This window comes from Hymenobacter sp. BT730 (assembly GCF_030542105.1).
GTDB lineage: Bacteria > Bacteroidota > Bacteroidia > Cytophagales > Hymenobacteraceae > Hymenobacter.
This window is the reverse complement of the sequence record NZ_JAUOFB010000010.1, coordinates 35,933-62,421: the sequence shown is the minus strand read 5'-3', so window position 1 is coordinate 62,421 and position 26,489 is coordinate 35,933. Positions and strand designations below refer to the sequence as shown.

26 protein-coding genes are annotated in these 26,489 nt (G+C 54.4%); 9 read left to right on the top strand and 17 right to left on the bottom strand.

The window, feature by feature from the left end:
- The 8 genes from Q4G72_RS17310 to Q4G72_RS17275 all read right to left on the bottom strand — a co-directional run.
- A partial coding sequence (locus Q4G72_RS17310; protein WP_303312687.1) for a hypothetical protein occupies positions 1 to 564 on the bottom strand: 564 nt, incomplete at its 3' end.
- A gap of 132 nt (positions 565 to 696) precedes the next feature.
- Entirely contained in the window at positions 697 to 1,374 is a 678-nt protein-coding gene (locus Q4G72_RS17305; protein ID WP_303312686.1) for a hypothetical protein, read from the bottom strand.
- 39 nt (positions 1,375 to 1,413) lie between these two features.
- Entirely contained in the window at positions 1,414 to 4,635 is a 3,222-nt protein-coding gene (locus Q4G72_RS17300) for an Eco57I restriction-modification methylase domain-containing protein (protein WP_303312685.1), read from the bottom strand.
- 1,056 nt (positions 4,636 to 5,691) lie between these two features.
- Entirely contained in the window at positions 5,692 to 6,681 is a 990-nt protein-coding gene (locus tag Q4G72_RS17295; protein ID WP_303312684.1) for a GTP pyrophosphokinase, read from the bottom strand.
- A gap of 2 nt (positions 6,682 to 6,683) precedes the next feature.
- Positions 6,684 to 7,787, bottom strand: coding sequence for a nucleoid-associated protein (locus Q4G72_RS17290; RefSeq protein WP_303312683.1), 1,104 nt, complete (start codon positions 7,785 to 7,787; stop codon positions 6,684 to 6,686).
- Positions 7,788 to 7,816: 29 nt separating this feature from the next.
- On the bottom strand, positions 7,817 to 8,854 hold the full coding sequence (locus Q4G72_RS17285; protein WP_303312682.1) for a CBASS cGAMP-activated phospholipase: 1,038 nt from the start codon (positions 8,852 to 8,854) through the stop codon (positions 7,817 to 7,819).
- Positions 8,855 to 8,887: 33 nt separating this feature from the next.
- Complete coding sequence (locus tag Q4G72_RS17280) at positions 8,888 to 8,983, bottom strand: SHOCT domain-containing protein (RefSeq protein ID WP_303312681.1); 96 nt, start codon at positions 8,981 to 8,983, stop codon at positions 8,888 to 8,890.
- 403 nt (positions 8,984 to 9,386) lie between these two features.
- Positions 9,387 to 10,082, bottom strand: coding sequence for a recombinase family protein (locus tag Q4G72_RS17275; RefSeq protein ID WP_303312689.1), 696 nt, complete (start codon positions 10,080 to 10,082; stop codon positions 9,387 to 9,389).
- A 521-nt stretch (positions 10,083 to 10,603) separates the two neighbouring features.
- Here Q4G72_RS17275 and Q4G72_RS17270 point away from each other — a divergent pair.
- The 6 genes from Q4G72_RS17270 (at position 10,604) to Q4G72_RS17245 (ending at position 14,977) form a co-directional block, all read left to right on the top strand.
- Positions 10,604 to 11,362 (top strand): arylamine N-acetyltransferase family protein, encoded by a 759-nt coding sequence (locus tag Q4G72_RS17270; protein ID WP_303312680.1) that lies wholly within the window; start codon positions 10,604 to 10,606, stop codon positions 11,360 to 11,362.
- 20 nt (positions 11,363 to 11,382) lie between these two features.
- Positions 11,383 to 11,919 (top strand): NADPH-dependent FMN reductase, encoded by a 537-nt coding sequence (locus Q4G72_RS17265; RefSeq protein ID WP_303312688.1) that lies wholly within the window; start codon positions 11,383 to 11,385, stop codon positions 11,917 to 11,919.
- A gap of 333 nt (positions 11,920 to 12,252) precedes the next feature.
- Complete coding sequence (locus Q4G72_RS17260) at positions 12,253 to 13,086, top strand: sigma factor (RefSeq protein WP_303312679.1); 834 nt, start codon at positions 12,253 to 12,255, stop codon at positions 13,084 to 13,086.
- A gap of 87 nt (positions 13,087 to 13,173) precedes the next feature.
- Positions 13,174 to 13,797, top strand: coding sequence for a hypothetical protein (locus Q4G72_RS17255; protein WP_303312678.1), 624 nt, complete (start codon positions 13,174 to 13,176; stop codon positions 13,795 to 13,797).
- A 66-nt stretch (positions 13,798 to 13,863) separates the two neighbouring features.
- Positions 13,864 to 14,274 carry an LIC_13387 family protein gene (locus Q4G72_RS17250; RefSeq protein WP_303312677.1) on the top strand — a complete coding sequence of 137 codons (411 nt, stop codon included), beginning with the start codon at positions 13,864 to 13,866 and terminating at the stop codon, positions 14,272 to 14,274.
- 517 nt (positions 14,275 to 14,791) lie between these two features.
- Positions 14,792 to 14,977, top strand: coding sequence for a hypothetical protein (locus Q4G72_RS17245; RefSeq protein WP_303312676.1), 186 nt, complete (start codon positions 14,792 to 14,794; stop codon positions 14,975 to 14,977).
- Here the strand turns inward: Q4G72_RS17245 and Q4G72_RS17240 are convergent.
- The 6 genes from Q4G72_RS17240 to Q4G72_RS17215 all read right to left on the bottom strand — a co-directional run bounded on the left by Q4G72_RS17240 (position 14,968) and on the right by Q4G72_RS17215 (position 19,673).
- The gene (locus Q4G72_RS17240) at positions 14,968 to 15,540 is read right to left on the bottom strand and encodes a GNAT family N-acetyltransferase (RefSeq protein ID WP_303312675.1); all 573 of its coding nucleotides are present in this window, start codon (positions 15,538 to 15,540) and stop codon (positions 14,968 to 14,970) included. The two genes, Q4G72_RS17245 and Q4G72_RS17240, sit on opposite strands and share 10 nt — an antisense overlap.
- A 168-nt stretch (positions 15,541 to 15,708) precedes the next feature.
- A complete protein-coding gene (locus Q4G72_RS17235) occupies positions 15,709 to 16,977 on the bottom strand; it encodes an MFS transporter (protein ID WP_303312674.1) in 1,269 nt (422 codons plus the stop codon).
- Between the two features lie 66 nt (positions 16,978 to 17,043).
- Complete coding sequence (locus tag Q4G72_RS17230) at positions 17,044 to 17,238, bottom strand: hypothetical protein (protein ID WP_303312673.1); 195 nt, start codon at positions 17,236 to 17,238, stop codon at positions 17,044 to 17,046.
- Positions 17,239 to 17,438: 200 nt separating this feature from the next.
- A complete protein-coding gene (locus Q4G72_RS17225) occupies positions 17,439 to 17,888 on the bottom strand; it encodes a DinB family protein (RefSeq protein WP_303312672.1) in 450 nt (149 codons plus the stop codon).
- Positions 17,889 to 17,908: 20 nt separating this feature from the next.
- The gene (locus Q4G72_RS17220) at positions 17,909 to 18,715 is read right to left on the bottom strand and encodes a PhzF family phenazine biosynthesis protein (RefSeq protein ID WP_303312671.1); all 807 of its coding nucleotides are present in this window, start codon (positions 18,713 to 18,715) and stop codon (positions 17,909 to 17,911) included.
- Positions 18,716 to 19,439: 724 nt separating this feature from the next.
- Entirely contained in the window at positions 19,440 to 19,673 is a 234-nt protein-coding gene (locus tag Q4G72_RS17215; RefSeq protein ID WP_303312670.1) for a hypothetical protein, read from the bottom strand.
- A gap of 308 nt (positions 19,674 to 19,981) precedes the next feature.
- Between Q4G72_RS17215 and Q4G72_RS17210 the strand changes: the two genes are divergently transcribed.
- Both Q4G72_RS17210 and Q4G72_RS17205 read left to right on the top strand, forming a co-directional pair.
- Entirely contained in the window at positions 19,982 to 21,472 is a 1,491-nt protein-coding gene (locus Q4G72_RS17210) for an aminotransferase-like domain-containing protein (RefSeq protein WP_303312669.1), read from the top strand.
- Between the two features lie 539 nt (positions 21,473 to 22,011).
- Entirely contained in the window at positions 22,012 to 22,710 is a 699-nt protein-coding gene (locus Q4G72_RS17205) for a hypothetical protein (protein ID WP_303312668.1), read from the top strand.
- Positions 22,711 to 22,786: 76 nt separating this feature from the next.
- Here the strand turns inward: Q4G72_RS17205 and Q4G72_RS17200 are convergent, their stop codons facing one another.
- On the bottom strand, positions 22,787 to 23,299 hold the full coding sequence (locus tag Q4G72_RS17200) for a DUF6756 family protein (RefSeq protein WP_303312667.1): 513 nt from the start codon (positions 23,297 to 23,299) through the stop codon (positions 22,787 to 22,789).
- A gap of 147 nt (positions 23,300 to 23,446) precedes the next feature.
- Between Q4G72_RS17200 and Q4G72_RS17195 the strand changes: the two genes are divergently transcribed.
- Positions 23,447 to 23,971: a hypothetical protein gene (locus Q4G72_RS17195; protein ID WP_303312666.1), complete on the top strand. Its 525-nt coding sequence runs from the start codon at positions 23,447 to 23,449 to the stop codon at positions 23,969 to 23,971.
- A 17-nt stretch (positions 23,972 to 23,988) separates the two neighbouring features.
- On the opposite strand, the gene Q4G72_RS17190 is transcribed toward Q4G72_RS17195, so the two are convergent.
- Together Q4G72_RS17190 and Q4G72_RS17185 are read right to left on the bottom strand one after the other, a co-directional pair.
- The gene (locus Q4G72_RS17190; protein ID WP_303312665.1) at positions 23,989 to 24,150 is read right to left on the bottom strand and encodes a hypothetical protein; all 162 of its coding nucleotides are present in this window, start codon (positions 24,148 to 24,150) and stop codon (positions 23,989 to 23,991) included.
- A 197-nt stretch (positions 24,151 to 24,347) separates the two neighbouring features.
- Positions 24,348 to 25,049, bottom strand: a complete 702-nt coding sequence (locus Q4G72_RS17185; protein WP_303312664.1) for a TetR/AcrR family transcriptional regulator — start codon at positions 25,047 to 25,049, stop codon at positions 24,348 to 24,350.
- Positions 25,050 to 26,489 lie beyond the last annotated feature (1,440 nt).

The following is a 26,489-nucleotide window of genomic DNA, read 5'->3' as shown; positions in this document are numbered from 1 at the left end:
GGAAGCGAGTAAGTCGTCCATCGTAAAGCGCGGGGTGGGGGCAACAGCTGGCGCCGGGGCAGGGGGCGATACCACCGGAGCGGGCAAGGGCACTTGCACTTCGGTCCAATCCAAAAACGGCGCCGTCAACACCAGCTGAAAGCCCCGCTGTAATTGCTGTCGCACCTTAATGTAGCCCAGCGTGTGCAAGTCTTCCAAGTGACGTTGCAGGGTGCGCACGCTGCAATCACACGTGATGGCCAGCCCCGCCTGGGTCGTAGTTAAGCGAATCTCCTTGGCTGGGAAAGGACCCGCATGCGACTCTCGGAGCGCTTGGTTCATCGCCAGGCGCAGAATGGTATCCAGGGTGCGCATTTTGCTGGCACAGAGGAGCACGGCCCCGGTTGGCGGGATAATGCTCGGGGGTGGCGTACCGGGCTCTCCCCCGCGCTGCTGCAACCGGCGGGCAGCCGAGGCCCGGGCTTTGGAATGCTGCTTGCGGTGGGCCGCAATGCCTTGCCAGGAGGATTTTACGTTCAGTACATACGCTGTCCGAAAGTGAAGCGGAGCAGGAGAAGAAACCATTAGCAAAAAGGAAAGTAATTACTACTTTAAGGGCGTAGCCAAAAGCTATTCCAAAGGAGAAAAAGATGATCGCCGCAGGCTGTTTTCCCGTGATCCTGGTCTGGTGGAGCGCTCTCGCTGAGTGAAGCAACTTTAGTACAGGAACGTATCGAAGAAGGCCGGCGCCAGGGGAAAGGTCAGTCCGGCCAGGTGTTCTCGGTTAAACCGGACTTGCACCTTGCCCCAGCCCTGTAGGGGGACCGCCGTTAAAACGTTCAGGGCTTGGAGCTTTTTTAGGTGACGCTCCACAGTCACCACCGATGCCCCTAAGCTGTCTATAGAGAGGTGTACCCCCTGCAAGGTGTATTCAATGACAAACCCGAAAGAATAGCCCGTCAGGACACTCTCCACGAGGAACGAAAACCATTTCCCCGTCGCGTGCGTGCCGCCTAAACGCAAGACGGTATCATGCGCCGCTGGAACTACTCCCCCGCGAGCGTCTTCGTCCTCATAGCGCAGCTTGAACACGCGCTGGGCAAGTGCTGCATCCGTAAGGTCGAGGTGATGGGCCTGTATGGTCCTGAGCGAGTTGGCCGTGAGATCCGGGAGCTCAAAACGCTCGGTTATGATCGGTTGATGAAGCAGATAAAGTTCTTCCTGGAAATCCAGGCAATAGAGTCGAATAGCCTTTCCCGGCTGCTGTTCCGCGAAGAAATACTGGTCTCCGCTCTGGCTGGTGTAGTAGATATGGGTAGCCTGCAGGAATTCGGGCGTCGCGTGGCCCTTTGCGTAAAACTCGATTTGGGTAGCGGTAGTAGCAGAAGTAGTCAAAGGGGTCTTGGAAAGGAAAGTAAAGAGAGGAAGACCAGTCTATCGGCCTTCTACTAGGGCAATCTCTTCGGGGGTAAGTTGATACAATTGATAGACCAATTGATCCAGAGCCGCATCCTGGGCATCCAGTGCGGCCCGGCGCTGCTGGTGTTGCTGCTGAAAGTCGTCGAGATACTCCAGCCAAGTGCTTTTCTCCGCGAGACTAAGCTTACGACCTAAAGCTTTTTCCAGAGCCGCACTCCACGTTTTCCATGGTTGCGTGAGGGCTAGCTTGCCGATGAGCGGCACCGACAGCCCCAGCTCTGCTTGTACCAGCCGGGCAACGCGTGCCTCTGCTTCCTGAAGCGTTTTATGGCCGATCAGCAGGGATTCTGCAGCCGCAATGATAGGCTGCTGAATAGCTGGCGATGCCGCTGCTTTGGGAATCCGAATAGATTTCCAGTCTTCTGGGTAGATGTGAATGTTACTACGCCGATTCGTATTGAGTTCGTAGCGAACGGGCTTGGAGTTCAATATGGCCAATAGGAAAGGAAGCGAAAAGCGGCTGGATATTTCTTCGTACTCCGACCGGCGTTTTGTGTCAGAGCAAGCGTTACGCAGGCTGTTGTTTTCCACGCCTTGCAAATCAATCCAGCGCTTGAATCCGATGGCACTGTGATTGAAGTAGGCCCCCGTTTCATCGAGACAGGTCCGGGGAGTCTGACCGGGGCTCAACATCGTGGCTAGCTTGCTGCCGGCAAAAAACTCCGGAAAGCCTTTGCGCCGCCACCAGCCCGGCGAGCGCTCCGTGCCATATTCAATCCATCGTAAGCGGTTTACATTCCACCGGCCAATATCCTTCCCTTCGAAGTAGCCTTTGGAGTGCTCAGTATCCGGGGTTTCTTGTACCAACTCCGCTAGCACATATGCCCCAGCATGTAACTTCTCGTCGCTGTTTCCTACTATCCCGACACTACTATAACAGATAGTGCTTAAGGAGTAGTAGGGAGTATCAGTATGACCCGACAGGCTCTTGGTCGCATCCAGCCGTAAATGCTCTGGGTAATCAACGAAAGGAATGACATGGTGCTCCTGCTCGTTTTGATGGATACGTTGCTCAAAACCTGCTTGGGGAGTTTTACTCAGATGTACCGTAATACTCTTCACACCAACGCCCTCAAAGACTTCCATGTCCGGGTAGTAGTCAATGAATCGAAGGTGCTGCCGTTGCTTTAGCCACTGCAACGTTTTTTGCGCATAAGTAGCATGCACAAAGGCATCGGGAATAATCATGGCTGATAATCCCCCGGCAGCTAGTAGTTGTAAGCCTTTTTCTATGAAAGGCACATACAAATCCCACTTACCGGCAAGGGTTTCATAGCCCCCGCTTTTTACCATGTACTCCCGGAAAGATTTATCATTGCCCGGGGCATCGGCCCGCACATATGGCGGATTCCCAATGACGACATCAAAGCCTCCTTGGGCAAATACTTCGGGAAAAGCAGTGGGCCAGTCAAAGGCGCGGGGACCGGCTACGGCAGGCTCGGAGATAAGCGAGTTGCCGCAACGGATGCTGTGGTCCAGCGAAGTAAGCGGCTTTCCCGGGTTAGCCGTTTGCAGCCAGAGGCTCAACCGCGTAATGTCGATCGACTCGGGGTTCAAATCTACCCCGTAAAGGTTATGCTGAAGAATGTGCCGATCCAGATCGAAGACGGTGGTCTGCCCGCCCCGCAGGGCCGCCAGCTCCTGGTTGACCTGCTGGCCCTCGCGCAGCAGGTAACCGAAGGCCTCGATGAGGAAGGCGCCTGACCCACAAGCCGGGTCCAGCACCCGAATGTTCTCCAGCGCTTGCCGGTACTGCTCCCAGGCGGCCAGATGCTTTTGTACCCGGGCCGAGGGAGCTACCAGCCGCCCTTTGCTATCCACCCGAATGCTCTGGCGGTCCTTCTCGTCCAGCTCCGGCAGCTGCTCCAGGCCAGCCTCCTGACGCCGCGCTTGCAGCCAGCCGCCCACGGCCTGCTGCACGATGTAGCGCGTAATGTACTCGGGGGTGTAGAAGATGCCGTCCTGCTTGCGCTTGCCCTGCTTCTGGTCGTAGGTCTGCCCACTGAGGCGGGCGCGCTCCTGCTCCAGATCCGAGAGGCTTTGCTCGAAGATGTGGCCCAGGATGTTCACGTTCAGATCGGACGCAAAGTCATACTGCTCCAGCTGAATGACGGGCGTCAGGGTACGGTCCTGAATGTGCAGCGCATCCAGGGCGGCATCGGGAGCGAATAGCCCGCCATTGAAGCGGTTGATGTGCGCGGCCGGGTTGCCCTGGTCAATGCTCTGAAACAGGCCCCGTACGGTACGGTAGACCTTATCGCCGGCCGGGTCAAAAACGTTGGCGCGCACGGCATCGAGCAGGCGCCGGAAGGTCAGGCGCGGGATGATGTTCTTGTCCTCGCAGAAGCACACAAAGATGACGCGGTCCAGCAGCTTCTGGGTGTGGGCCAGCAGCTCCAGCGGGGGCACTGCGGGGTTCTGCTCAATCAGGTGGTCGAGCAGCTGCCGGCGGGAGCGGCTGTAGTCCTGGTAAAAGGCTTTCGTGATTTTCAGCTCCTGCTGCTGGCGCTGGTGCAGGGCTTCGTCCAAAGGGGCCTCGGCCTGGCCTGCGGCGGGCAGCAAGTGCTGGGGCAGCAGCAACGCAAAGAAGCGGTGGAGCTGCTCGGGCTGGTCGGGCAGGGTTTCCAGCTGGAAGACCTCCGCGCGGGTCTGGTCCTGCGCATGGTAGAGACGTAGCTCTAGGAAGTTACTGACCAGCACCCAGCGGCACTGGCCCCCAAACTTGCTGGGGTAGCTGAAGGCCTGCTCCACGGGTGTTTCCGCGCGGCCTTTGCCACCGCCCCCGCGCTGCTTGGCATCCAGGGAGGTGCGCGCATCTTTCAGCTCGACAATGGCCCGCACCGGCCCACCGAGCCCGCCGCTGGGCGTAGCCACAAACTCGCCCAGGGCCCCGTCGGGCTTGGTGCCATCGGTCAGGGTTTTGAGCTCCAGCTGCAGCTGCCGGTGGGTGGTGGCCCGAAACTCATAGCCCAGCACTTCGCCGAAGAGTAGGTTCAGGAACTCCGCCTGCAGGGCTTCTTCCTTATGAGCCCGCACGTAGCCATCGCGAATCGCCTGCTGCCAGCGACGCAGGGCCCGGACCCGCTCAGCGAAGTCGGGTAAGGTGGTGGCTGGCGTGAAATGCGTAAAGCGAGCGGGGAGGGTGGTCGCCGGAAAAAGCGGCAGTAACTCGGGCATGTAGCGGATAGCGGGATAAAGCGGGCGAAAGGTACAGCTTCCGCTCCCCGCCACAATAGGGCTTTATCCATTCCCTGAGGCGAACCCAGGAAGGTCAGCGGTAAGTGATGGCAGAATATGGTAAGGAAGGCTCTAAAAGGTTGCTAAAATCGACTAAAAGCCCTGCTGCAGTAACAATCTCGACACTGAAAACTTACCTTTATCGCATCGTACTGGTTGGTCCCTCACCACACGGCTGCTGCTAATAACAGCGAAGCCCAAGTTGGTGGAACAACCTGGGCTTCTGGATAAGTAGGGTATCTGACACCCTAAACATCCAAGGCAATGGACAAAAGGGCAAGTGCGAAAGCGAAGCAGACCGGCGAGACCGGCTTGTTTCGCGTCTCCTTAGAGCTGTGTAAAACAGCGCTGGGAGCGGTAATCCGAGCGGTGGTTTCCCACTGGCTGGATCGCCATTAGAAGGTAGCGGGTCGGGCTTTGGTTCGGCCCGCTATTTTGTTCCTAGCTCTTCTAGACATTGCAAACATACGGAGTTTGCTTTTTAGTGTACTTAAGTCACCAACTATTTGTTCAACAGATGTTGAACATAATAGACAGATGTAAGTATCGGCACCCCACCTTATTAGATCTATTAGCCGGTAGTTGAACTAATGGAACAAGCTTATGAAGTGCTACCTGCTATTTTTCTCGTGCTTTCCGCTCCAGCTCTTCAGCGCGTAACCAAAGCCGTCGTACTAGTGCACGGTGGCTAATTGCGCAACTACACAGCACCAGTTCCGCCTGAGGTGGGGCTAGAGGAAAATATGTCTTACCACGTGTCAGCGATGACATTGATCTGCTGGGCCAAAACTCCATTTGAAGCCCAAGTAATGGCCATGCTGACGGCACATAACATCGTGACCGCTCTAGAAGTCACTAATGATAAGTGGGTATAGGTCAAGTTAACAGATAGTACTGAGGAATATATAGCGCGAGCGTATTTGGTAGAGAACTAAACTGATAAGTATCAATCAAAAAAGTCCCTCCTTTGAGGTGCTTTTTTGATTGATACTTTGGTTAATAAAAACTGGTAGAAATGCCTAATGACTCTACCAAATTTTCGAGAACGGTTTGCGATAATGGCCAATTTTGAATCACAAAAGTGTCGTAATTCTCTATGTAATAAAATAAAATTAATATGATAGGTTCTTTAACTAAAAGACTATCATTATTTTTTATTGCATGTAATATATGACTTCTAAATTGTGAAACATATTGTTCTATTTGAGAGAAGCTCACCGGCTTAAGATGGACTAGCGAAAAAACCATTTCAGCAATTGATATATCAGCATCTTTGTAATCTATAAACTGCCCTGTTAAATCATTATACAATGCCGTAACTTGCTTCAATAGATCCTTATATGGGCTTGATTCATTAGTCGTCAGCGATATTTTATTAAAGATACTACAGAACATATCATCAGTCGTTTCCATAAGTGCCATGCATTTCGAGAGTTGTCGCTTAATGCTATTGTCATTCTGGTAAGGCCCTTTGTAAACAGAATCATGTGTTACCTCCGCATATGCATGCTGCAGTAATGTCCTGATCTGAATTTCACATGTTAGTAAGGCGGAATCTACTTGACTATCAAAAGTTCCTTTTGGCCATACCACCAAGTGAACTGACTGATAGTCAAATAAGTTCGGGTTGTCTTCGCTAATACGTTTAGTGTCTTTGCTAATTTTATGAGCCCAATCGCTACACTCTGTTAGTAAGGCAGTTACTTGATATACGTTATCTGAAGTTAAGAGGACTACTCTTGTCGCCACCTTGTCCTCTATCTCCAAAAGGGGGCTTTTATAACCTTTATCCCTATATAGGGCTTTTTTGATGAACGTCTGCTCATTTTTACATCTATGTAAAGGGCGCATTTGTATAAAGTTAGTCCCGCTATATACGGAATTAACTATATCAATAACTTTCGAATCTACAAAGTCACCCCAATTATTTAGAGCGTTCTTAATAGATATAAAGTCACTTAGCAATTTACGCTCATCAACGGTCATATTTATTTGACCGCTACTTTATTACCTTTTTGCTTGACCAGACTAGGTCTGCCAATAATTTTTAAAATTGTGTAGTTTTCATTTTTAGGATCCAGATTAGCCATTTGATCCTCGTTTTTAATTACTTGAACGTTCTCAGCAAAATCGTTATCTGGTCCAGAAATTTGCACATCATTAAACTTTATTTTACGCGTTTTTAGCGTAAAATCCAGTAATGAGGTGTCCTTTTGCAACATATCGGGAAATTCATTGCTGACCTTATGATTAAATATTGCCTTGTCTTCATCAGAGTCTAAGAAATGTTCTGCAAAATCACGGGGACGTAAAAGTTCAGAATTATCCGTCTTAACCATGACTCTCAAAGCTTCAGCTAATTCTTCCCTTTTGTCAAGGTCTTTAATATCAGCTTCAAGGAATTTAGTAGTCAGTTCAAAAAAGTGTTTAGTTTGGAGGGGGCCATTATTCATGTAATCAAACCCTAAAAATTCGCTATAGAAGTAGCCAGATAGGCCGCTATTAAGATTTGTGAATTGTTCGTCAAAGACGTAGCCACTATAGGAGTCATTAGGATAAGTTTTATCGTCATTATCATCCCGATAAAGCACACCAACCTTGTAAAATTTTTGTGATGGACTCATGAGTAGATCCGTCACGTGCTCTAAGGCATGAGCATTCCGTCTTAAGGCTTCTTGAGGTTCTGCTTTAATAACGATGAAAATAGGGAGATTCCGAAACGATGCATCTGTTGCTTCAATTATGAACAGGAATCCCGATTTGATACTAGCTCTCCTCTGAGCTCCGGCCAATAAAGTAGCTATAGCTTGTGATCGGCGAACAAACTCATCGTTGTCGGCAGTATTAAGATTGTGACTAATTCCAAAGAAACTACTTGGAGACGAATTGGCTACCTCAAGATAAAATCCTTTCCCTTTACGGCCCATAGCATCTTGTAACCGCCGCTTAATCAGACGCTCCATTTCAGAGTCATAAGTAAGCAATTCAGAAGACAACTCAGCTACAGAGCACTGTTCATGCTGTTGCTTTTCATGGATAACATGGCCTATCATCCGACGAATCGATAAGGTTTGGAAATTCAGTTGTCTCATGGAATAACTGGGTGGAGTAAGGAGAAGAATTAGTGAGTACGATACTTTTTCTTCTGAGCGAAAAAGTGGTCTATGATTGTTTTATTTCGGGTCCGGTAGTCATCACCTACCATGTTACCCAAATGCTCTAAGGTCTGAATAGACCGAGCAGATGAATTGTCTAACTTAATCAGCGCTTGTTGCGCCGGCGAGATGTTCGTAGGGCTTCCAATCCGGTGATAGGTTCCGTGGGCTTTAGTATGTTGAATCAGCTTCTGTGCAAAGTTGTCAGCAAAATGGCTTTGCCCATCTAGTGACGTTTCGAAGAGCCTATCTTTCCAATCAATAAAAGACAACGGCAAATCTTCTTCGGTGCCTTGATGAGCCCAGCCATTCTGTTGTGGGAGGCAAGCAATAGATAAAACAGAATAGCTGTCGAAACGCACCGAAAGATTAGGATGCTTTAATACCTTTTCAGGTCCAACAAAGTATTCCAAGGCCTCCATAATGCCACAAAGCGTAGGGTTATTAGCCCAAACACCTCCATCAGCATAGTAAGCTCCATTTGTATACTTAACAGGAAAATATGTAGGCGCTGCACTAGTAGCTAAGGCCGCATCATACATACTGCCATACTTATCAGCGTAGTTATTCCCTTCTGGATGTGGAAACTTAAAGACTCGTGGACGACCACTTGTTAAGTTGAATGAAGGGATACATAATAGGTTTTGAGCATCACTCATTTGAGCATCACCTAATACACCCATAATGGCTGATGCTAAGGCTGTGTTTGTATATTTCCCTTTACCAAAAATTTGCCGCAACAGCCCTTTTTTCTCGTTAAGGACCTTATTTACCGGAAAGATTTTAGGTCCCTGTTCTTTATAGAAAGTAACTAATTGGCTAGCTGGTATTCGTTGCGAAAGTGCTAAGGCTATTAATCCGCCTGTAGACGTTCCACATATCATATCAAAATAGTCACCAATGGGGCCACCAAATACCTCCTCCAAATGACTAAGCACTTTCGCTGTATAGAGGCCTTTAATTCCCCCTCCATCTAGGGATAATATCTTAAACGTATTACTCATTTTGAGAAAAGCTTAGGTCAGTTGTTGAATCAACTAGTGCAACAGACGCGCTTTCTGCTTATCAAACTCCTGCGTAGTCAGCACGCCTTGTTCCCTAAGATGCTGCAGCTTGCGCAGTTCATCTGCCACAGATGAAGTAGGTTGAGACTGGTTGATAATGACGGTGGGCTTTGAGCGGAATAACCTTCGAATTACGAAGATTAACGAAAGGGAAAAGAGGACTAAAAGGAGAAGTACTTCAGTACCACCAATATTTCCGAGAAACAGTAAGAAAGAACAGAGCATCTTGTTAAAGCGCTTGGGTAGGGCTATTATTGGTTAGTATGAACTGACAGGTAGACTGGCCCTGCCACCTGATATGCTGTTGATAATAAATATACTAGACTAAAACCGGCTTAAATTGGCCCCAATTCTCCTCCAATATCCATACTTCCTCGGATTCTTCCTATTTCTATACAGTAAGAAGCCTATCGCCTCAAACGGAGTCGGTAGGGCCTGTGCGATATTCTAAGTTTTAAATCGAACCCATACCCTAAACGGGTGTTCCAGGTTTGAGAAGCCGTAATACGGACATCGAGAAGAAATCTTTACCTCGACGGGTGCGGTAGCCCGCTTCATTCAACTCCCGGGCAATCTGCTGCAGCGTGTGCCCCTGCCCGGCCAGCAACCCGGCCAGGCGGGCGGCCTGCCGGTTGGCCTGGTGGTCGCGGGCATTGTCCTGGCGAATGAGGCGACTTTTCACAATCGCTTCCATCGTCAAATTGGCCGGCGTGCCTAAGGTGGCCCCCCGGGCCTTCTTGGCGGCCAGCGCTTCCTTCGTGCGCTTGGAGATGGTTTCCCGCTCGTGCTGGGCGATGACGGCGAACAGGCCCACCGTTAAGGTATTAGCATCGGGCATATCGCAGCACACGAAGCTGACCCCGCTATCGCGCAGGGCGAAGATAAAGCCGGCATTGCGGGAGAGGCGGTCGAGCTTGGCGATCAGTAGGGTGGCGCCCAGCCGCCGGGCCGCTTCGATGGCCGCCGCCAGTTGAGGCCGCTGGTTGCGCTTGCCGCTTTCCACCTCCACGAACTCCCCCACCAGCTGCCCGGGCTGGGGCGCAAAGGCGTGGACCGCCGCGCGCTGCGCTTCCAGTCCCAGGCCGGACTGGCCTTGCTTTTGAGTGGAGACCCGGTAGTAGGGCACGTAGCGGGAAGGAGCAGCTAAAGCAGGTGAAGCAGGCAGCATAAAGCACCGAAGAGGAGAGAATCGGTGCAAGATAGGGTCTTATAACGTTTATTAAACGTCCGTTTAATAAATGTTATAAAGCGAAAGGCGGAGGCATAACACCCGTTGAACGTCCGTTTTTCGAGACGCCCCGTCTGCCCATGCCCCTTGACTCTCTTACCCAAGCCGAGCGCGACCTGCGCTCGGCACTTTCACCTGACGGGGACTGACTTCGAATTCGTCCAGCGTCAGCGCCGCGACAGCAACCGCTTGGGCAAGTACCCCTTCCCCAGCCAGGTAAACGGGCTGCGCAGCCTGCAAAAGCCGCTGGAAACGGCTTCGCGTCATTTTATCCCCGCTGCGATACGAAGGCCTCTTTGGGGACCAGCAGGGCAACGGGGCGCACCGCTTGTCGCACTAGCAGGCGCTTTTCATTTCAACTACTACTTTTACCACACCGGCAATAGTTCCCTCATGCAAACGCGGCGGGCCAAGCGGAAGCACGTTTAACCGCGCGGGTCTGTCGGTCAACTATATATAGGATGAATGTTAACGCGTATTTAGAGAGAATTCACTACCACGGCACGCCTCGGGTGACGTTCCATACGCTCGCGGCGTTACAGCTGGGCCATATGCGGGAAGTGCCGTTTGAAAACTTAGCGATTCATGACCAGCAGCCTATCCTATTAGACGAAGCCCTATTGTTCACGAAGATTGTTCGTAACCGACGCGGTGGGTTTTGTTATGAATTGAACGGTTTATTCGCCAAGCTGCTGCAAGAAATCGGTTTTACGGTCACGCTGATTTCCGCCGAGGTGTGCCAAAAGGATGGCACCTTCGGTCCCGCCTTTGACCACCTGGCCCTGCTGGTGGAGCTGGACGACGTTTTTCTGGTGGATGTCGGCTTTGGCGATTCCTTTACCCGGCCGTTGCGCCTCGAGCAGCGCGGCCCACAAGTGCACGGGACCACGGCCTATCTCATCAGGCAAGAAAGGGACACCTATATTCTCCATCAGAAAAATCTAGCAGAACCAGGGAGCGATTGGGAAATACAGTATCGGTTCACGCGGCAGGCGCGGCAGCTAGCCGACTTCAGCCGCATGTGCCACTACCACCAAACGTCCCCGGAATCACACTTTACCCAAAAGAGGATCTGCTCCCGAGCCACAGCAGAGGGCAGAGTTACTTTGAGTGACCAGCGCTTGATTGTCACCCAGGGCGCGATGCGGACGGAAACGATCCTCCCGTCGGAAGCCGCATTCTCACAGGCCTTGCAGGCCCATTTTTCTATCCAGATTTGACGAGCAATCCCGCCCCCAAAATGGTTGGTCTGAGCGGCAGCTTACGGGTAGGGTCCTACTCCACGGCCGCCCTTCGCACCGGCCTGCGCATCGCCTCCGAAAGAGGCGCCATCACGGAACTACTGGACCTTCGGGAGCTACCCCTGCCCCTGTACATCCCCGATTTGCCCATCGAAGGATACCCTCCTGGTTCACAAGCAGCCATTAGAAAACTGGTGACCTCCTTTCAGAGCGCCGATGTCATGCTGTGGGCAACGCCCACCTATCACGGCACGATGAGCGGCGCGCTCAAAAATGCGATCGACTACATGCAGCTCTTAGCCCGAGACCCGGCGCCTTATTTGCAAGGCCGCGCCGTAGGCCTGCTCTCCCTTGCAGGGCCAACGCCGTTGGGTCACATGGCCGATTGCGTGACGGAATTACGCGCCTGGCTAGCGCCAACGCGGGTCACCTTACGGGCGACAGATTTTTCGCCGGAATTGACGCTCACCAGTGAGGTGGGCATCCGCCGGCTCACCCGGGTAGTGACTGAACTGCTCACCTTCGGCAGTAGCTGAAGTAATGCCGAACCGTTTGGGAGCCGGCTGAAAACCGAATTGGTCAATGGCGGAGTCTTCCCCGGTTTGGAAGACGTGTGCCTGGCAATCAGTCACTCCATCGATCTGGCTGACCGACGCCAATCCGCCCCTTGGTGCGCTGGCCTCCACCCCATACAATGTCCTACTTCCAACCACCTCCCAGCTTTGTTTGGATTCAGTAGATTCCTTCCTTAGAAAGAAGCCGAGCTGGGTACTTAGTCCTGGCTTGCGACCCTTCAATGATGAACTCCTTCGCACGGCCTAGTCCCGAAATCAGCCCAGCGGGGATGGCCGTCTCTTTTATCTCGACTAATGAGCGATTCCCCTGCTACGCCAACGTATCACGCCGAACTCATGGCCTTTGCCTACTGGATGACGGGCTGCGTGACGGATAGTGAAGACATCGTTCAGGAAGTGCTGGCCAATTGGTACGCCGGCGAGCAGGCCCATGTGGCCGATGCCAAAAGATACCTGGCCAAGGCAGTCAAAAACCGGTGTCTCTCGTGGCTGCAGCGACGCGCGCCGCGCCGCGGCACATACCTGCCCGAGCCGCTGGTGCATCCAGTACCGGCCCTCGATGCCAAGCTGGACCTCTCGTTCGGCTTGTGGCTGTTGCTGGCCGAGCTGGCGCCGTTGGAGCGGGCCGTATTCCTCTTAAAGGATGGCTTTGGGTTCGACTATGAGGACTTGGCGCACATGCTGGAGGTGCGCGCAGACTATTGTCGGCAGCTTTACCACCGGGCGGGACAGCACTTGCAAGCGCGCCGGCAGCGCTTCACCCCCTCCGCTGAACAACAGCACCGGCTCCTGCAGGCGTTTGGGCACGCCATCGAAACGGGCGACCTGGCGGCGCTCACGCAGCTGCTGCGCCATGACGTACGCGTGTACGCCGACGGCGGCCCCAAGCGGCCCGCGGCTATGCATCCGGTGGTGGGACCCGCCGCGTGCGCCCGCTATCTGCTCGGCATCCAGCAGAAATACGGCCAGGGACTGACGTCCCGGCTCGGCCGGGTCAACGACTCGTGGGCCGTATTGTTTTACCGGAACAGGCCGGAAGCGCTGGATTCGGTCATGGTGCTGGAATTGGATGCGGCCTGCATCACGGCGTTGTACTTGGTCCTGGACCCCGACAAGCTACCCCGGTAACGGGTTGCGGCCAGGGGTTGCAAAAAACATGGGCTGGACTGTCACAAAAGACAGGCGGGCGAGTCTTCGGGGAAACGCACGTATTGTATGCCTTCTTCTTCTTCCTCCCTGAAAGCCGGGCACCGCCTGTCGGGCCTGGTACTGGGCGTTTTCATTGCCCTGCACCTGGGCAATCATGTGCTGGCGCTGCATAGCATTGCGTGGCACCAGTGGGGCATGACCCGGCTGCGGCTGGTCTATCGCCAACCCGTTGTCGAGACGCTGCTACTGGCGGCGGTCCTCTGGCAGATTGGCAGCGGCCTATTGCTGGTGTGCCGCGGCTGGCCGCCGGCCACGCCCTTCTTTGAGCGGGTGCAGGGGTACTCGGGTTTGTATCTGGCGCTCTTCCTGCTGATTCACGTGGGGGCCGTGCTGGTCGGCCGCTACGTTTGGCACGTGGAAACGGATTTTTACTTCGCGGCACGGGGCCTGAACACGGCTCCCTGGTATTGGTTTTTCGGGCCGTATTACCTGCTGGCCGTTGGGGCTATCTTCGGGCACCTGGCTGCAGCCCATTACCGGAACCGACGCAACCGGGACCGAGCACCTATGGAAGCGCTGCTTATTCTGGTTTCGGGCTTCGTGCTGGGCCTGTTACTTGTCCTGGGCTTCACCAATTATTTCCGTGGGATTCCGGTACCCGTCGCCTTGGTCAAGGCGGTTCATTGGTAGGGCAGCCCGCGGTCCCCTGGCTGCCCCGATTTTTCATCCACGCTCCTTTCTTACCCCCTCTTCTCTATGGTCGCACAATGCCTACTGATAGTCGGAAGCCTTATCTTGTTGCTTCTAGGTACTATCCATCTGCTGTATACGTTTTTCACTCCGAAGTTCGACCCGCGCCACGGCACCACTAAAGAGTACATGGTTCAGGACACCCCTGTACTGACCCGCGAAACCACCATGTGGCGCGCCTGGGTGGGCTTCAATGCCAGCCACAGCATTGGGGCCATATTCATTGGGAGTAGCACCCTGATTCTCGCCACCCAATACCTTGACCTCTACACCCATTCGGTGGCGCTGCCGCTCCTGACCATCGGGACGAGTCTGTCTTATGTCTTTCTGGCCAAACGATATTGGTTTCGCATTCCGTTCGTGGGCTTGCTCATCGCCACGGGCTGCTTTATTAGCTCGTGGCTGTTAAGCCGGTAGCTTACCGCCTGCGACGGCGAAGGTTGATATTTTATCCGCGGTTGCTGGTCGCTCAAACACTTCCCGCCTCCCCTCAGGCGAGGTTTCCCTTCTGGCTGGCGGAGGTGGTCGGCGGTAGCCAGACAGAAGCAGCCCATAAGGTGACACTGAGAGGTACGCCTTGCTGGCCCCCGCCAATCGGTGCTGGTGCAGGTAGGAACGGGACCAGAAAGTGGAACCACTTATATATCGTGATGCCCCCAACTTCTTGACCTATCCGGTACGATCAGCGATTTTCCTTCATCAGGACCAACGACGACCATTTCAACCCGGGATGAACGAAGTGAGGACTCTCTGCAAAGTTGGCTACTGCTTAAGCTTCAGGGCGAGTTCGACCGATATGTGGGGAAGCACGTAAATGCCTACTCAGTTGACGTATGGACAGTATTTGTAGTCAAGTTGAGGACGATGGCCAGCTAGTTGTTTAACCTTTGTACCAAACTTTTAACCAAGGCCATTGGTACAACAAGGCGAACGAATGACATTGTGCTGCTTTGGTAGCAACCGCTCGTTTGCACTGGAATTTGCCGACTACCAGCCCCAGCCCGGTGTGTGGATGAGCCATCGACTTTGGTGTGTAACCCGCGGCGTGATGACGCTGCTGTTCGCGCTTATGCTGTTAACGGAGGGAGCGCAGCCGCCACAGAACATGCCTTACATTTGACGGATAGCCGTTGAGTAAGGTGCAATTACCTGCCAGCCTAGCGTCAAATACAGCGCTCGACCGGCTTCGGTCGCCACGAGTAAGCGCTCCGTGATACCAGCTTGCACGGCTAAGGCGTCGAGGCCGCACATCAGATGGGTACCCAGTCCTTTTCGCCGATGAGTCTCCTGGGTTTCAATCCGGTCAAAAACTGCCGTTCCCTGGTGCACCACAACGCGTCCCATAGCCGCCATTTGCCCAGCTTCATCGACCAAGCGCAGTACCGAAGCGCCCTGGTCGACAGATAACTGCATTTCATAACCTGCGGGCAAGGGATTGGAAGCAGTCATCGCTGCTGAACAGGACATCAGATAGCCGGGACTTTGAATCTGCCAGGCGGCGGGTAGGGCGCGCCGCAAGTGCGCCGGCTCAACCGCAGCTTTGAGATGCACGAACGGCTCACGGATATCAGCGGCGCAGGCCTGCAGGGCTTCACCGGCCTCCGTAAATACGTACCGCCGTACCTGCTCGGGCCAACCCACGTCAACCACTAATCCGCCCTTGTAGGGTCGGGGAAGCGACAAGCCACGGGACAGGCTCCAACCTGTCAACCAGCGCTCCAATAGACACAAATCCAGGTTCATAGAAAATTATATAGTGCAAAATAGCAGCGTGCAGCTGAAGGCTTAAAATAAGCCCTAATTCGCTTGGTTTGAGACGGCACCATCGGAAAAGCCCTTCGTCCTATGCGGTCATCCACTCGACAGCTCCAGCCCTTGCGTGGAAGTCGCTTGCAGCGGCAGCGCGGTCGGCACTACCGGTTGGTTGTGCAACTCGCGCCAGTGCAGGCCGCCCAGCAGCAGCGCCGCCAGGCCCTGACCAAGCACGGCATTTTGCACCCCGAGGTGCTGGCTCGCCCAGCCTACCAGCAGGCTGCCCAGCGGCACCATGGCCGTATAGGCCAGCACGAAGAAGCTGATGACCCGTCCCCGCATGTCGGGCCGGGCCGTGGTTTGCAGCAGCGTGTTACTGAGCGTGACCTGCGCCATCATGCCGAACGCGCCCAGGGCGACAAATAGCTGCGCCAGCCAGAAATACGGCGCGTGAGAAAACAACACCAGCCCGGCCCCGAACACGAACATGCTGCGCATCAGCACCCGGTTGAGGTTGGTGCCCGGCGGGCGCGAGGCCAGGTACAGCGCCCCCACGAACGCGCCCGCCCCGATGGCGCCGTCCAGCAGCCCGAACGTGGTAGCCGTGCCGTGGAAAAGGTCCTTAGCATACACCGGCATAAGGGTGGTGAAAGGTAGCGCCAGCAAGCTCACCAGCGCCAGCATCAGCACTACGAAGCGGAGGTGGGGCGTGGCCCGCAGGTAATGCAGGCCCTCGCGCAGTTCGCCCAGGATGTTTTTCTTACGCGGCGTTACCTCGTAGGCGGGCAGCCGCAGGGCCAGCAGCGAACCGATGACGGCACCGAAGCTCAGCGCGTTCAGCCCGAAGCAGGCCGTGGCCCCGATGCGCTCGATGGCAAAGCCTGCTACAGCCGGGCCGATTAGTTTGGAGAGGTTGACGAGCGACGAATTGAGAGCCAGGGCATTGGGCACATCCTGCTCGTCGGCTACGAGCTGATGCACCAGCGACTGCCGGGCCGGCACGTCGAAGCCATCGATGACGCCCAGCACCGCGCTCAGGCCGATGATGCCCCACACATTGCCGGGCCACAGGTATACGGTGAGGGCCAGCAGCGCTGCCTGGGCCATGGAAAGCACCTGCGTAGTGAGCAGCACCCGGTAGCGGTTGTAGCGGTCGGCCACCCCGCCGCCCACCAGCGAAAACACCGCTGCCGGAAACAGTGCGGCAAATACGCTCACGCCCAGCAGCAGCTTGGAGTGGGTGAGCGAGTACACCACCCAGCTCACGGCCGCTTTCTGCATCCAGGTACCCAGCAGTGACAGGGCTTGGCCCGCGAAGTAGAGCCGGAGATTGCGGCTTCGCAACGACCGAAAGGTGTTTGGCTTCATGTGGTAGGGAGTATGACGATATATCTTAGCTGCGCACCACCAGCAGGCTGTCGCAGCTTGGCCTTCTTATAGCAGTGGGGGAAAATGACAGGAAGTCGTTTCCAGCAGCTTTTGCAGGCTGCGTAGCCCGTTTACCTGGCTGGGGAAGGTGTTCTCGCCTAGGCGGTTGCTGTCGTGGCGTTGACGCTGGACAAATTCGCGGTCAGCCCCGTCAGGTGAAAGTGCTGGCGCAGGACGCGCTCGGCTTGGGTGGAGAGTCAAGGGGCATGGGCGGACAGGGCGTCTCGAAAAAACGGATGTTCAACGGGTATTACGCTTCAGCTTATCACTTTATAACATTTATTGAACGCTCCTAGAAGAGCGGTGACAACCGCGTGGATAGATTCCGATAACCGTTCGTTTTCTGAGACGTTCCTCACTTCCGTTTTTCCTGCGGGTTGTTTTCCGGTCCAGCTCCCATTCTACCCCTGATCCATCAAGCGGCGGTGGTAGTTGATTTGCCCCAGATGGTAAGCCAGGTGAGTGGTCAGGTGCACCAGCAGGTAGCCCAAGGAAGTAGGGGCCTGCCATACCACCTCCGGGTAGGGGGTGGCGAGCTGGGCGTCGGGCAGGGGCGTGAGGGCTTCTTCGACCACGCGCCGGGTCGCGGCGATGCCGGCCAGCAATTCGGCGCGGGGGATGCCCTGGGCGGAAAACTCCCGGTCGCGGTCGCGGCTATAGCCGGTTTGGCCCAGTTCGGCACCGATGTAGGTATTCAGGTTGCCCAGCACGTGCAGGCACAGGTTGCCGGCCGAGTTGCGGATGCCCGGTGCCCGGCACCACAGCGCTGGTTCGGTTGGATAGGCTTCGATCTCCTCTTGCAGCTTCTGCAGGTCGCGGTCGAAGAGCAATTTCAGGGTGTCTACCAGCATGGGGAGCGGATGAAATAGTACTACTCAGCGTCGGCCACCAACTGGCCTTCGAAGACGATGCACGCCTGGCTGGTGAGCAAGACCGTATCGGCAAGCAACTCCACCTGCATATAGCCGGTGCGGCGGGAGGCTTGAAATGCCTGCATCACCCGCTTGTGCAGCCGGGTGGCCCAGTACTTGGCCAGAAACGTTTGTACGCCGCCGGTGACGGGGTCCTCGTTGGTGCCGGCCCAGGGCCAAAAATACCGGTAATGGTAGTCGTATGCCCCCTGGCTGGCGGTCGTCACCAACACGCCGTTGATGCCGGTATAGGAGCGCAGCAGCGCGTTGAAGTCGGGCTGGAGCGCGGCGAGCAACTGCTCGTCGGCTATTTCCAGGAGCAGAATCTTATTCTTGGGGCTAAACGCGGAGTTGACGACCGTCGGCAACCCCAAGGCGGCCAGCAGCAACGCCGGCGCCGTGGCCGCCACGGTATCATACACCGGAAAGGCCATGGTGATGTCCTCGCCCCGGCAGGTAATACCTAAGTTGACCTGTTCGTGGGTGAGGAAGTGAATTTCCTTTTGGGGTGTTTTTGTAAACAGCACCTTGGCGGCGGCTAGGGTGGCGTGGCCGCACAAGGGAATCTCCTGCTTCGGCGAGAAATAGCGGATGGCATATAGGCCATCCGTATCCGTTTCCCAGACAAAGGCCGTCTCTGAAAGCCCGAATTCCTGCGCCATTTTCAACATGCTCGCTACGCCTAGCTCCTGCCGGGGAAAGCACACCCCGGCCGGATTGCCCTTAAAAGGCTCTTGGGTAAAGGAATCCACGATATATGTTTCCATCGGCGGTTTTGACCTGTAGTAAAAGTGAGGGTACCAGGGCGTATAGATTGTCCCCGAAGTAGCGTACCAAAAAGCATCTGGAAGCTGCTGGCTTGAAGAGCTGCCCCGCCCTAAACGGGAGCCGGCCAACACCCAGCTAATTGGCTTTCCCTACCGTTATTTTCTGTTTCTAGTAAGAATCTGAGTAAGTTCAAGAAGGCGCTGGACAAGGGCTTGTCCGTCACCGAAACTGTGGAGCTGACCGGTAGCAGCCTCTCCGGCGTCACACGCTACCGCCACTACCTGCATGCCCTCCTGCCCTCAGGCAACAGGGCCCCTGTGATTTGTCTTACCCAACCGTTTGCCCCCGAAGCCATCCCTACGCCAGTTGGCCCGCTTGGCGGCTGACTTGAACAGCAGGTAGGACACTGCCGCGCCGAGGGCTTTGAAGACGTTGGGAAAGTCCAGACGAACGGGCTCTTTATGCGAGAAGAAAGATGTTTCCATTGCCATTGGGGGTGAGTAGATGGAGTAAATTGAAGCTGGGGTAGGGTTAACTAACTAGGGGATACCTTCGACTCGCCCCAAATCAGCTTGCATGCCGGTCAGAGATGGTCGCCGAACTGCCAGCGTGGCTAGCAGGCAAGTTGCCATTCGCCTGCTAGGGCTGTGTTTTTGGCCTTGGTCGATGATTTATGCTTGGTTTCGGGTCTGTGGCTTGACTACGGGGCTTTTCAAGGGTCTCTCACCCGGAGACTGCGCTGATGGTCTTCAGCGCCAACACACCAATGATGTCGGTGCCCTCGCGAGTTACCAGGATAGTGCCCCCCAATTGTGAAATGGACTCTTGTGGATGGGCGAGTTCGTACTCATCCAGGGGCGTGACCACAAAGTGTTCTTGCAGCCAAGCTTTGTTTAACCGCGCAAAGTGGAGTTGAAAGCAGGGCGCATACGCGATAATTTCAAGGGGCAGGGTCATCCGGCATGCTAGGAGGGTGAAAGGCTGGCACAAAATTCTTGGTCCCTGCGGGACAGAAACAGAGGCACTTTCTCGTGAATTGGGCCAGTACAGTTTGGGCAGAGGGTCTGCAGCGGCGGCCCGGAAACAAGTCAGACAGCCCACGCGACTGGGAGCCGTAAAAACAGCTGTACTGGTCTGATAATCGCTTTCTGTATGGGTGTATAGCTTCCAGCAGAGTCGTACCTTGGCGACCACTGTAAAACGGTTGTTTCCGCGGCGAATTCCCTTCGCTGTAGTGAACCGCCCAGGACATTCTGCCCTTGCTTATGAAATCAGATGCCGTAGGCCCACCAGCGCATAAATACTTGGTGGTTGCCGCTCAGCTGGAACAGCAGATTCAGCAAGGTCTGCTGCAAACGGGGCAAAAGCTTCCTTCCGTGCGGACGCTGAGTCAGGAGATGAAGTTGAGTATCAGCACCATTCTGCAGGCGTATTACGCCTTGGAATCGCGAGGGCTAGTTGAAGCGCAGCCCCAATCGGGGTACTACGTACGGGGAGAGCACCGGGCGTCCGCGCTACCGGGCCGCCCCGCCCCGCACCGGGTGCCGGCCGTACCCCGGGAAGAGGACGTGGATTCACTACTGGCGCAGGTCTTTGAGCAGGTAGCCACGCCAGATCGTTTACTCTTTTCCCAAGGGGGACCTTCGCCCGCCCTGCTGCCCATTACCAAACTGAATAAGGCACTGCTCCAGGCGCAGCGGGAGCTGCCCCATGCGGGTACTAGCTACGAACCTTTGCAAGGCAACCTGCTACTACGGCGTCAGATTGCCCGCTATGCGTTGTTTTGGGGAAGTACCCTTACCCACGAAGACTTGGTAACGACCGAAGGCTGTACTTCCGCCTTAGCCTTTTGCTTAACGGCGGTAACTAAGCCCGGGGATACCATCGCCGTGGAAAGTCCCGTGTATTTCGGGGTATTGCAATTGGCTTTGTCCTTGGGCCTGCAGCTGCTCGAACTGCCCACCGACCCCGTCACCGGCGTGGACCTGGTGGCCCTGGCCCAGCATCTGGAGCAGGGCCAGGTACAGGCTTGCTTATTCACCCCCAACTTTAGCAATCCCATCGGCTGCTGTATGCCGGACGAGCACAAGCAGCAACTCGTACACCTGCTGGAACACTATCAGGTGCCCCTGATTGAAGACGATTTATTCGGTGACCTGCATTTTGGGGCACACCGCCCCAAACCGTGTAAGGCGTATGACCGGCAGGGCTGGGTGCTGTGGTGTAGTTCGGTGAGCAAGACCCTGGCGCCTGGATACCGGGTAGGGTGGGTAGCTCCCGGGCACTACCTGGAAGCCGTTCTGCGGTTAAAGAAATGCCGGGCGGGCCGCTCGCCCGCGCTGACCCAGCAGGCGGTCGGCAACTTTCTGGCCACGGGCCGCTATGAGCTGCACTTGCGGCGTCTGCGGCAGACCCTAGCCCTCAATTGCGCGCGCTACCAACAGACGATTCTGGCCTCCTTCCCACCAGATACCAAGGTAAGCCAGCCGCTGGGCGGCTTTCTTCTGTGGGTGGAGTTGAACCGGGAAATTGACACAACGCAGTTCTACCATGCGTTGCTGGACCACCAGATTGTCATTGCCCCCGGGCGCCTGTTCAGCATTCAACCGCAGTACACCCACTGTCTGCGGCTGAGTTATGGACTTCCCTTTGATGAGCGGGTGGAGCAAAGCCTGCAACTCATGGGCCGTCTGCTCAAGGACCGGATGCCAGAGCCCGAGCTGTACCCAGAAGCAACGCTTGTTATAGAGGCCTGAGTTGCAATCCAGAAGTGATTGGGTCAAGTGTACTGCTTGCTCCCTAAGCTAGGATAGCGTGTGCGGTGCTCTAACCTTTCTTGACCGATGAATCATTCCACTGATACCACATCTTATTGACTGGAACACTTTGGCTTTGACGACTGGATGACGGGTAGGGTGCCCGACAGCGAAGACATCGTTCCGGGAGTTCTGGCCCACTGGAAAGCCTGCGAACAACCCCATGTGGTAGACGCCAAAAGCTACCGGGGCAAAGCCGTCAAAAATCGGTGCCTGTTATCGCTCCCCTGTCTTTATGATTAAACAATCCAGCGGCACCTCCCTATGGGCCTTACTTCCCTTTCACTGGCTCAGGCAAACTGTATTTTGGGGACAGTAGGAAAGTACAAGTACTCTGGGCCTCGTCTGGTTTTCATCCCTTAACATATAATTAGATCGCGGACACTCCTTGGAAACGTGGTAGTTTACGTCTATTCCTATTTAATCCGGTCTGAGTTGTACTTTTGAAAGAGCTATTCAGTACAGGGTAGCGCCTTTTTATGTTCTTTACCTTGCGTCCTGCGCTGCTTCCTTTTGCCAAAATTAGCTTGGTGATATGCTCGTCGCTGAGTGGCATCGGTTGTCAACCAACTGCTGGTGACCAGGAATCTGCTGGCCTCGAGAGTCACGATACCATTCAAGTAACCAAGTTTGATATTACCCGCACTAGGTCCTTGCCCACCAAAGAGTGGCAAGTCTTTTATGCTGACGAAGATCTCATTTGTCTTCCCATCGAGTGGCGCTATCAGGAGACTGACTCCGTTTTTTTTGTCGCCACAGGCAGCCAGCCTCGTACCGATGAACGGATAGAAATTATTCGCTATGGCCGCGCAGACGTTCCTCAGCCTCACGATGCGGTAGCCAAAGGGCGTTACCAACTAGTCCTGCAGGAGTCGGACGTCATAGAATCAGAAGGACTGGTAAAGGAGGTTTTTGACCAACACACCCTATACGAGGCCCATTTAGTAACGCAACACGCTGGTTTAACCTACGACGATTGCTTGATGCTCTATGTGAACGAGACGTATGTGTATCAAATCAAAATCCGCTTGCGCAAGCCCGAGACACAGGCGGCTACCAACCCCCGTATGGAGGATATCGTCCACAATTTACAGTTTAACCATAAGTACCTCTTTGATAACCTGAATCCGATGCAACAGGCCGTGATTATAGAACCCAAGTATCAGCGGGGGCATTGAGGTCAAATACACTTTAGATAAGGTCCGATAAGCCTGGGGTAGCAGTTCCTATGTTAAGATCAGCGATAGCGCAAGGTTATTTCTCCCCCTCTTTACGGTCTCCCCCCGCGGTGCTGATTTCCCCCTCCAGTTGCCCAGATAGCAGCGGGCGCATCTTGGGCATCATGCTTCCTGCACCCAGCAGTACGTCATGGTCTGTTTCGCACAGTAGCCACGCATACTTTTTAGAAACGAGATAATACTCAAAGGCGTAATGTTCCTGGATCAGGCGCTGGATGGCTTGGACAGTGCCTTCAAAAAGCCAGAACTTCGTGTCACACGCGACAAACCATACCCTCTCCGATTCCTCCACGAGGCTCGGCAAAACCTTGTAAGCCTGCCCATTTGCAAAGGGCACTTGACAGTAAGGTTTTTTTAGGTTATCCCAGGACCAGGAATAGGAAGTGCTAGAATCGTGTTGGATAAAAAACGTGGTTTTTATCCGGTGCATGATAGCAGGCCAAGAATGAATACCAACGGCGGCAAACTCTGCCTCGGCTATACTCAAGTCACGCGCGAGGTGTAGCAAATCGTTTTTGAATTCGGTCATGGCAGCCCCCTAGGATAGGTGGGAAAGATACCGTCTTTCGGAGCAGGTCCAGCAGAAAGGCAGATTGCTACTCTTCGGATAAGGTCCGATAAGAGAAGGTTAGTGGACCTGATTTCAAAGCCCAACTTAATACTGCTAATTCGATTAATGATACAAAGCCAACAGCCAATTCCCCAGCAGGTGTATTCCTTCAAATTAAGAGGCTATCAGCCTTTTTCAGGGTTAGTTCTCACTGTCGGGGCCATAAGAACTTTACTCCAGAGCATCCCAGTGGATTATGCCCTAGATGGGTACCGACTTGTGCGAAACGAGGCTGTGTTACGGGCGGAAAGAACCGAGTCGGAGGAGCAGGTGGAAACTGTTCTGCGGCTAAAGGAAAAAGTACCAGGCGCGAGCCCCCACTTAACCCTCGCCAGCGAAGTGGACCTGTTTGAGGGATGGCGATTGAATCAACAGTTAATCGCCATCTACTTGCGGGATGATTCCTGTCTGGTGGGGATCGTGCGCCAGGTGAATCGCCAGTCCTTTCGGCTACAGCTCCTAAGTACGAAAGGCCAGTGGTTGGAAGAAGACACTTTTCTTTTTAAACGGATTCAGATCGTGGAAGTGGAGACGGATTATTTGATTTCGCTTCAGCTGTTGGCGTCCTACCATCAGTCACATTCATCCTAAACTTAGATAAGCGAAGGCTAGCGTTCCTGATTCAGGTGTGTCAAGGGAAGTGACAAGCTCAGGATAAGGTCCGATAAATCGGCCGTGTCGGACCTAATGCTAAAGCAGACTCCCGAGGTGAAGGCTTTCTTGAGGGGGCGGAGGCCCACCACCTGCCGGTCGGTGGAAGCCCGTCCCATTTGGCCTAAAAATACCTCCATATTCCGCGTCTACCGGGTTGACCCTACCCATGGCTACCCAGGACACCGGGGAGCTCGTCCGCCATGCCCGCACGGCCTTCCAACGCCTCTGGCAGCCGGGGCCCTGCGACCGTCAAGCCGGCATCGTGCTCGAGGAGCGCGAGCCGGCTGGGTCAACGCCAGCGTCTGCGAGTGAGTTAACGCGGGCGCGGGGCCTGATAGAACCCATATTTGGGCGGAAATTCTTCCACCACGGGCATCGCCGCGGGCCGCGGCAGGGGCCCGAGCTGCAGCCCCATCCACCAGGCCTGAAAGGCTTGCGCCATGATCGGGAGCCGGGTGTCGATTTCGATGCCCGCGCGCGCTTGGCTATAGGCCAGCACGGCCGTCCACTGCCCGATCCAGAGCAGGCCGGCCAGCTCGGTGCTGACCGGCCGCGGCTCTAAGGCCTTCGGCACCTCCAAGAGCAGCTGCTGCAGGATGGGCTGGACCCGGTCATGGAAAGGGCCCAAGACCCACCCCTCTTCCCGTAGGCGCTCCTCGCCATAGGTGGAGCTGCGGTACTGCTGCCAGAAGTAAAAATAGCGGGGCTGCTCCAGGGCGCGGGCGGCCACCCCGACCCAGAGGCCCAGCAGCTCATTATAGCGTTCGTCCTGAGTCGGCACCCAGTGGTCGGGCCAGCGACCAGCGGTGTGGCCCAGGAACTCGTCCACGTACTCGTAAGCCACATGCACCAGATTCTCCTTGCGGCCAATGCAGCGATAGAAGGTACCGGTCGAGCAGCCGGCGGCCTGGATGAGCTGCTCGGTGGTGGTGTGCACCAAGCCCTTATCGCCGAACATAACGGCGGCCGCGTGCAGGATCGATTCTCGGGTCGTAGTCGGCTTGGTCGAAGGCATGGCCAAAAGCATTGGAGGGAACGCTCCATCCAGAAAAAGGAGAAAGCGAAAGAAGTGGACTAGTCGCTCCGCGGAGGGACTAGTCCGCTGGAGCGTGTGGAGGGAATGCTCCATCCAAGTCGCCAAGATAGCCGAAAACGTGCAGGAAATCATATTCCAGGCGTTTTTTTAGTGTCGCTGGGGAGGGCATTGGGTTAGGCGCGGCCGAGATCGCCATTTGTCGCAAGTACTTCCACCATTGTCGGAAGTGCTTGCGACAATGCGAGAAGTACTTGTGACAATGCTACAAGTACTTCTCGCATTGTCACAAGTACTTGTAGCAATGTCGCAAGCACTTCCGACAAATGGCGATAGGTGCCTTAGAGCGGTCCATCGCGTGTTTTGCCGGCGATTTTGGGCTGATGGTACGGTTTAGGGAAGGATTTTGTCTTATTCTTATAAAATCGGCAGGCATGTTTCCCAGAAGCACATGCGATTTCTCGGTCTCCTTTTGGTTCGCTTCTAAGCCCCCTGTAAAAGCGCCTGTGGCGCCGTAGTTATTACATAGTCTGCCCGGCGGTGGACATGGCGTGGGCGCATGGAATCTCCCGTAAAATGGTCGCTGGAAAGCGTTGCGGTGCGGCCACACGACACGAAGGCTTTTCTACGGCTAAAAATACGGCCATCTAGCTGCAAAAGGCATATTTAGACCAACTGCACCCAATCCCTACCCCACGGGTTTAACAGCCGAATACGATCGGTTTTGTGCTACCTAAGTCCGAGTGACCGAGCAGCTCATAGGCTCTTCTATAAGAAAGGATGATTTCGTAGGAGAATCGTCATGGAACCAGTGCTTTTGTGTCCACATTTTAACGGGAAAAAGGGAAGAAAAAGTAGTCAATAGTAAGAATTGACTTTTTCCAAGCGATGAGTATATCAAAGCTGTAGGAGCCATTTGTTTCCAAGCAATGGAATTTCCGGCGCGATGGGTATCGTGCTTACAGTTGCCTACTTCAAGTAGTACTTGAAGTAGCATAAGATCGACCCTATTCCTCGCCCATATGCTGCCCGCGGAACAACGGCTTTCTACCGATAATAATGGAGTATACGCTAGTAATGTATACTCTCGAGCTGATAGGTACCAACGGAAAGAAGAAGTGCCACAGGTGCATAAGCTCGGTCCGATTCGAAGCGCACCTTTCTTTGCTAAGGCACAGCAAACAAGCCAATCTGAAAAACGACTTTTTATCAGTTAGTCAATTAGAGCAGTGCGTTACTAATATGATGTTGGAAAGGTATGCCTACCTTGTTCTCCGTTGCTGGTATCGAACTGATAAAAAGTCGTAATAAGCGTCAACAAAAAGTTGATCTACTCCCTAAACGTTGCCTCTGGTAATCTTACTTTACCTAATTAGCTTGTAACGAGCCGATTTGTGAACTAGTAAAGTTTACAAATATGGT

Excerpts from the sequence above, each read along its gene's own strand:
- Q4G72_RS17190 (WP_303312665.1), bottom strand. The coding sequence starts at position 24,150 with ATGGGACGGGCTTCCACCGACCGGCAGGTGGTGGGCCTCCGCCCCCTC.
- Q4G72_RS17205 (WP_303312668.1), top strand. The coding sequence starts at position 22,012 with ATGTTCTTTACCTTGCGTCCTGCGCTGCTTCCTTTTGCCAAAATTAGC.
- Q4G72_RS17260 (WP_303312679.1), top strand. The coding sequence starts at position 12,253 with ATGAGCGATTCCCCTGCTACGCCAACGTATCACGCCGAACTCATGGCC.
- Q4G72_RS17300 (WP_303312685.1), bottom strand. The coding sequence starts at position 4,635 with ATGCCCGAGTTACTGCCGCTTTTTCCGGCGACCACCCTCCCCGCTCGC.
- Q4G72_RS17290 (WP_303312683.1), bottom strand. The coding sequence starts at position 7,787 with ATGAGACAACTGAATTTCCAAACCTTATCGATTCGTCGGATGATAGGC.
- Q4G72_RS17270 (WP_303312680.1), top strand. The coding sequence starts at position 10,604 with ATGAATGTTAACGCGTATTTAGAGAGAATTCACTACCACGGCACGCCT.
- Q4G72_RS17295 (WP_303312684.1), bottom strand. The coding sequence starts at position 6,681 with ATGACCGTTGATGAGCGTAAATTGCTAAGTGACTTTATATCTATTAAG.
- Q4G72_RS17200 (WP_303312667.1), bottom strand. The coding sequence starts at position 23,299 with ATGACCGAATTCAAAAACGATTTGCTACACCTCGCGCGTGACTTGAGT.
- Q4G72_RS17195 (WP_303312666.1), top strand. The coding sequence starts at position 23,447 with ATGATACAAAGCCAACAGCCAATTCCCCAGCAGGTGTATTCCTTCAAA.
- Q4G72_RS17255 (WP_303312678.1), top strand. The coding sequence starts at position 13,174 with ATGCCTTCTTCTTCTTCCTCCCTGAAAGCCGGGCACCGCCTGTCGGGC.
- Q4G72_RS17245 (WP_303312676.1), top strand. The coding sequence starts at position 14,792 with ATGACATTGTGCTGCTTTGGTAGCAACCGCTCGTTTGCACTGGAATTT.
- Q4G72_RS17185 (WP_303312664.1), bottom strand. The coding sequence starts at position 25,049 with ATGCCTTCGACCAAGCCGACTACGACCCGAGAATCGATCCTGCACGCG.
- Q4G72_RS17235 (WP_303312674.1), bottom strand. The coding sequence starts at position 16,977 with ATGAAGCCAAACACCTTTCGGTCGTTGCGAAGCCGCAATCTCCGGCTC.
- Q4G72_RS17285 (WP_303312682.1), bottom strand. The coding sequence starts at position 8,854 with ATGAGTAATACGTTTAAGATATTATCCCTAGATGGAGGGGGAATTAAA.
- Q4G72_RS17225 (WP_303312672.1), bottom strand. The coding sequence starts at position 17,888 with ATGCTGGTAGACACCCTGAAATTGCTCTTCGACCGCGACCTGCAGAAG.
- Q4G72_RS17215 (WP_303312670.1), bottom strand. The coding sequence starts at position 19,673 with ATGACCCTGCCCCTTGAAATTATCGCGTATGCGCCCTGCTTTCAACTC.
- Q4G72_RS17210 (WP_303312669.1), top strand. The coding sequence starts at position 19,982 with ATGAAATCAGATGCCGTAGGCCCACCAGCGCATAAATACTTGGTGGTT.
- Q4G72_RS17275 (WP_303312689.1), bottom strand. The coding sequence starts at position 10,082 with ATGCTGCCTGCTTCACCTGCTTTAGCTGCTCCTTCCCGCTACGTGCCC.
- Q4G72_RS17220 (WP_303312671.1), bottom strand. The coding sequence starts at position 18,715 with ATGGAAACATATATCGTGGATTCCTTTACCCAAGAGCCTTTTAAGGGC.
- Q4G72_RS17250 (WP_303312677.1), top strand. The coding sequence starts at position 13,864 with ATGGTCGCACAATGCCTACTGATAGTCGGAAGCCTTATCTTGTTGCTT.
- Q4G72_RS17265 (WP_303312688.1), top strand. The coding sequence starts at position 11,383 with ATGGTTGGTCTGAGCGGCAGCTTACGGGTAGGGTCCTACTCCACGGCC.